This is a genomic window from Methanobrevibacter thaueri, from assembly GCF_015062905.1.
Classification (GTDB): Archaea; Methanobacteriota; Methanobacteria; order Methanobacteriales; family Methanobacteriaceae; genus Methanocatella; species Methanocatella thaueri_A.
In genome coordinates this window covers 1-5001 of the sequence record NZ_SUTK01000075.1, presented here as the reverse complement: position 1 = coordinate 5001, position 5001 = coordinate 1, and the positions used below count along the sequence as shown (strand labels likewise).

The window sequence follows — 5001 nt, the reverse complement described above, 5'->3', positions numbered from 1 at the left end:
TCCTAAAAAAGAATAATTTTTTTTTTAATTGGATTAGGGTTTAGATAACCTACTAATCTAGATTTTTTACAATCTTGAGGGCCTCGTCGATTACCTGCCACATGTCGAAGTACTGGTACATTCCAAGCCTTCCTCCGAAAATGACATTGCCTTCGCTTTCAGCAAGCTTCTGGTATTTTTCAAACAGTTTGGAGTTCCTGTCGTCATTCATAGGATAGTATGCCTCCTCACCTTTCGTCCAGGCTTTCGGATACTCACGGGTGATTATTGTCTTTGGTGATTCGCTGTTTTCAAAGTGCTTGTGCTCGATTATGCGTGTGAAAGGGGTTTCAGCATCGGTATAGTTGATTACGGCATTTCCCTGATAGTTTTCCATGTCGAGGGTTTCGAACTCGAAGTCGAGCCCACGATATTCGAGCTCTCCGTAGCAGTAGTCGAAGTACTGGTCTATCATTCCGGTGAATATGATCTTATCGGCCATACCCATCCATTTTTCCCTGTCGTCGAAGAAATCGGTGTTTAACCTGACCTCAACGCCTTCAAGCATCTTTTCAATGATTTTTGTATACCCTCCGATAGGTATTCCCTGATAGAGGTCATTGAAATAGTTGTTGTCGAATGTGTACCTTACCGGAAGCCTTTTGATGATGAATGCAGGAAGCTCGCTGCACTTTCTTCCCCACTGCTTTTCGGTGTATCCCTTGATGAGCTTCTCGTAGATATCCTTTCCGATAAGGGATATTGCCTGCTCCTCAAGGTTTTTCGGGTTTTCGATATGGTACTCCCTTTTCTGCTCCTCGATTTTGGCACGTGCCTCCTCTGGGGTCTTCACTCCCCACATCTGGTAGAACGTGTTCATGTTGAACGGCAGGTTGTAGAGCTCTCCCTTGTAGTTGGCGACGGGTGAGTTGGTGTAGCGGTTGAAATCGGCGAAGCGGTTGATGTAGTTCCACACTTCCCTGTTGTTTGTGTGAAAGATGTGCGCTCCGTATCTGTGGACGTTTATGTTTTCCAAATTTTCAGTGTATACGTTTCCACCGATATGGTCACGTTTTTCGATTACTAAACAGTTTTTCCCTTTTTTGGTCATCTCATAAGCGATAATGGAACCGAAAAGACCGGATCCAACAATCAAATAATCATATTCCATGCTAATTCTCCTAGATATTATATTTGTTTTGATTTTTATTAATCTTTTGAAAAATAATGACCTTTGTAAGCTATTCCCGGGAAATGTTGATTTTGGTTTCAAGCGCAGTTGTCATGCTTGAGAGAAGCCACTTGGTCTTCAGGTCGGTCTGATGGATTTTCTTAAGCCTGTTCACCTTGCTTAAAAGCAGCTTGTTTTCCTCAAGGGTGAACGGTGAGTTTTTCCATGTGTACATCCAGTGCAGGAGGTGCGGATTGACTGTTGCATTCTGAACGTCCTTTGAAAATCCTTCGGTGCATTTTCTGCTGTAGATGTATGATTCCATAAGCTCATCAAGCAGACGCACATTGACGTTGTTTGTGATTGACTTGTCGTCCGGCAGGTCCCTGATGTAGTAGTCGTAGCACATGAAATTGTTTAAAAACACGATGCCCTTCGAATGGATGAGCGCCTCCACATAGAACGCCAGGTCGTCTCCGGAAATGAACGGCTGAAAACGGATGTCGTTGTCCATAATCAGGTCCCTTCTGTAGATTTTGCTCCAGATTGACGGGTGCATCTTAAGCAGATCAGGCTCCTGTTCGATGCTGTCGACCTTGATTGTATCGAGTGGAGCGTCCCTTGGATAGGTCACTTCCATGGTTTTTCCGTAAAGCAGCTTTTCCACCACATTGTCCCATAGGAAATCGGGAACCTTGATGAAGTTTTCAGACTCGAATGTCTCGTCCGGATATGCGTTTTCCAAATCGTCCTTGTATGGGGAGTATGATTTCTGGACCTTTCCTCCGTATTCGAAGATTCTTCTGAAGCGTCCGAAAGCCATCTGTGCGTCATTGGAAGTCACCGTATTGTACAGGGTTTCAACGGCGTCCGGGGTGTATCTGTCATCCGGGTCGAGAAACATTATGTAATCTCCGGTGCACGCTTCAATTCCAGTGTTTCTCGGAGTGTATGCGGCTCCGCTGTTCTCTTCGTGGTGGATTGCAATGCAGCAGTCATAATCTGCATCGTATTCGTCGATTATTTTATCCGATCCGTCTGTTGAGCAGTCATTGACCATTATGATTTCAAGGTTTTCATTTCCTATTGTCTGGTTTACCAGTGAGTCAATTCCGCCTCTCAGGTGGTCTCCAACATTGAAGATTGGTAAAATAATGCTGATTTTGTCTTTCATTGTAATCATTATATAGTTTATTTTTGATGCTTATTAAAGTAATTGGAAATATGATGATAAAAATGAGACACAAAGTTATTTTATATATGAATTATATAATTTAATATAATATGAAAATTAATGATTTTGGGAAAGCTGATATTTTCCTGAATTAGGATTATTCTTTAATACCAATGGTGATAAAATGAGTGAAGTATATAGGACATTTACATCAGAGTCAGTAACACAAGGACACCCGGATAAGGTCGCAGACATCATATCCGATGCGATATTGGACGCCTACATGGCAGGCGACAAGAATTCCCACGTCGCATGCGAAACCTGTGTGACAACTGATTTCTGTATGGTATTCGGTGAGATTACCTCAAATACTGATTTAACAGATGATGACATTGAAAAGATCATAAGGGATACAATCATTGAAATAGGATATGACAAGCCGGAACTTGAATTCGACGGAAACTCATGTACCGTTTCAAACAGGCTCCATGCACAGTCCCAGGACATCAACCAGGGTGTCGACAGGGGAGATGAGGAAACCGGTGCAGGAGACCAGGGAATGATGTTCGGTTATGCAACAAACGAAACCGAATCACTCATGCCGTATCCAATCGATCTGGCACGTAAGCTTACAAACAAACTGACCGAATTAAGGGAAAGCGGAGAGATTCCTTATCTAAGGCCTGACGGTAAGGCACAGGTTTCCGTAAACTACGATAAGGACGGAAACGTCATTTCACTCGATGCTGTCGTATTGTCAACCCAGCATGACGAGACAGTTTCCGATGATCAGGAAACCCTTAAAAACGACATTCGCGAAAAGCTCTTCAAGGCAGTAATCCCTGAAGGACTGATTACAGAGGATACAAAAGAGCACATCAACCCTACAGGCAAGTTCGAAATCGGAGGCCCTCACGGGGACGCCGGACTTACCGGACGTAAGATCATTGTCGACACCTACGGAGGATATGCACGCCACGGTGGAGGAGCATTTTCCGGAAAGGACTGCACCAAAGTGGACAGAAGCGCATGCTACATGGCAAGATACATTGCCAAAAACATCGTTGCAAGCGGACTTGCTGAAAAATGTGAAATCCAGCTCTCATATGCAATAGGCGTTGCCGAACCTACCTCTGTCATGGTGGACACCTTCGGAACCGCCGCCGACATCGGGGACGTTAAATTCGAACAGATTGTGCGCGACAACTTCAGGCTCACCCCGGACGGTATCATCGAGACCCTTGGCTTGAGGGACACCACCTACAAGCAGACCGCAAAATACGGTCACTTCGGTATCGAAGGCCTTCCTTGGGAGAAAACAGACAAGGTCGACGATTTGAAAAAATACATCAAATCTTAAAATCCTTTCATGACTTGCTCTTTTTGAGCAGGTTCAACACTATTTTTTTTAATAATCGAGGATGTGACACGAAGTCACTATTTTTCATTGGCATTCGATAGCCTGCCAAGTCATATCAAAGTTTTTCTCAAACATCAAATCAACATCATAATCCGGGAAAACCAACCAATAATATTGAATTCCCATATACAGGATATACAATGATTCCACAATGTTTTCAGTCGAGAAGTCCTGTCTGATTTCATTTTGCCTTTTGCCCTCTTCGACAAGGTCAGTTAAAAACATTTTAACATCGTTCCCGGTTTGTGAAATTATCTGGTTAACTCTTTCATGGGCATATCCCACTGAGGTTAAAAGAAGTATTACGCTATTATAATTAATTTTTTCGTTGATGCTTTCAATTTCCACACCGTTTATGTAATGATATAAAATGTAAAACAATGCATCATGGATTCTGTCCTTTGATGAACCTTCAAGGAGGATTTTATCAAAATCGATTTTAATATAATCCACCATATACTTTTGTAAAATTTCTTCAAATATGTCGTTTTTATCTGAAAAATGATAATATATCCCACCGGTTGTCAGTCCGGTACAATTTCGAATTTCACTAATTGAAATGTCAATTGTGCCTTTTTCCAATATCAATTTTAGTGTTTTTTCAAGAATCAAGTCTTTAGTATTCATCTAACCACACTTGTTAATTATTCTCTAAATCTTATCTTTTCCCATTCCAAATTAAAATTATCTTCAAAGGCAGGAATCATATCCTCAATCAAATATACTTCCCATCTATATTGAATTCCCATGTACATGATTATTAGTGATTCTACAATATCATCAGGTGAGAAGTCCTGTCGGATTTCCCCATTTTCTTGACCTTCCTTGATAATTTCAGTTAAAAATTCCCTTAATTCTTTTAGGATACTTTGGTTAAGCTCCGGAGTTTTTTCATAAGAAAATCCATTTCCACTCAAAACCAACAATATGGATCTGTAGTCTATTTCATCATCAATCGATTCAATTGGGATTCCGGTTTCTTTTTGCTTAAAAATTTCAGCCATGACATTGTGGATTTTCTCTTTTGCATTTCCCTTTATCTGCTGGAGTTTGTCAAAATCAAATTTATAATAGTTTATATAATATCTTTCAGTAAGTTCATTATATATCTCTTCTTTATTTGAAAAATGATGATATATCCCACCGATAGCAATTCCTGAGGCATTACTGATTTCTCTAATAGAAATAATAGAGTTCTTATTTTCAATCATTAATTTTAAAGTTGTTTCTAAAATTAATTGTTTTGTATTCATCATT

General features: G+C 40.7%; 5 protein-coding genes. 1 reads left to right on the top strand and 4 read right to left on the bottom strand.

Annotated features, from left to right (window positions below; translation table 11 throughout):
* Window positions 1-52 precede the first annotated feature (52 nt).
* Window positions 53-1150 (bottom strand): UDP-galactopyranose mutase, encoded by a 1098-nt coding sequence (gene glf, locus E7Z79_RS09115; protein WP_303739629.1) that lies wholly within the window; start codon window positions 1148-1150, stop codon window positions 53-55.
* 70 nt (window positions 1151-1220) lie between these two features.
* Window positions 1221-2333 (bottom strand): glycosyltransferase, encoded by a 1113-nt coding sequence (locus E7Z79_RS09110; RefSeq protein ID WP_303739628.1) that lies wholly within the window; start codon window positions 2331-2333, stop codon window positions 1221-1223.
* A 175-nt stretch (window positions 2334-2508) separates the two neighbouring features.
* Here E7Z79_RS09110 and metK point away from each other — a divergent pair, with 175 nt between their 5' ends.
* The gene (gene metK / locus E7Z79_RS09105; RefSeq protein WP_303739627.1) at window positions 2509-3684 is read left to right on the top strand and encodes a methionine adenosyltransferase; all 1176 of its coding nucleotides are present in this window, start codon (window positions 2509-2511) and stop codon (window positions 3682-3684) included.
* Window positions 3685-3768: 84 nt separating this feature from the next.
* Here metK and E7Z79_RS09100 read toward each other — a convergent pair whose 3' ends face one another.
* Both E7Z79_RS09100 and E7Z79_RS09095 read right to left on the bottom strand, forming a co-directional pair.
* Window positions 3769-4371: a TetR/AcrR family transcriptional regulator gene (locus E7Z79_RS09100; RefSeq protein WP_303739626.1), complete on the bottom strand. Its 603-nt coding sequence runs from the start codon at window positions 4369-4371 to the stop codon at window positions 3769-3771.
* Between the two features lie 17 nt (window positions 4372-4388).
* A partial coding sequence (locus tag E7Z79_RS09095; protein WP_303739625.1) for a TetR/AcrR family transcriptional regulator occupies window positions 4389-5001 on the bottom strand: 613 nt, incomplete at its 5' end.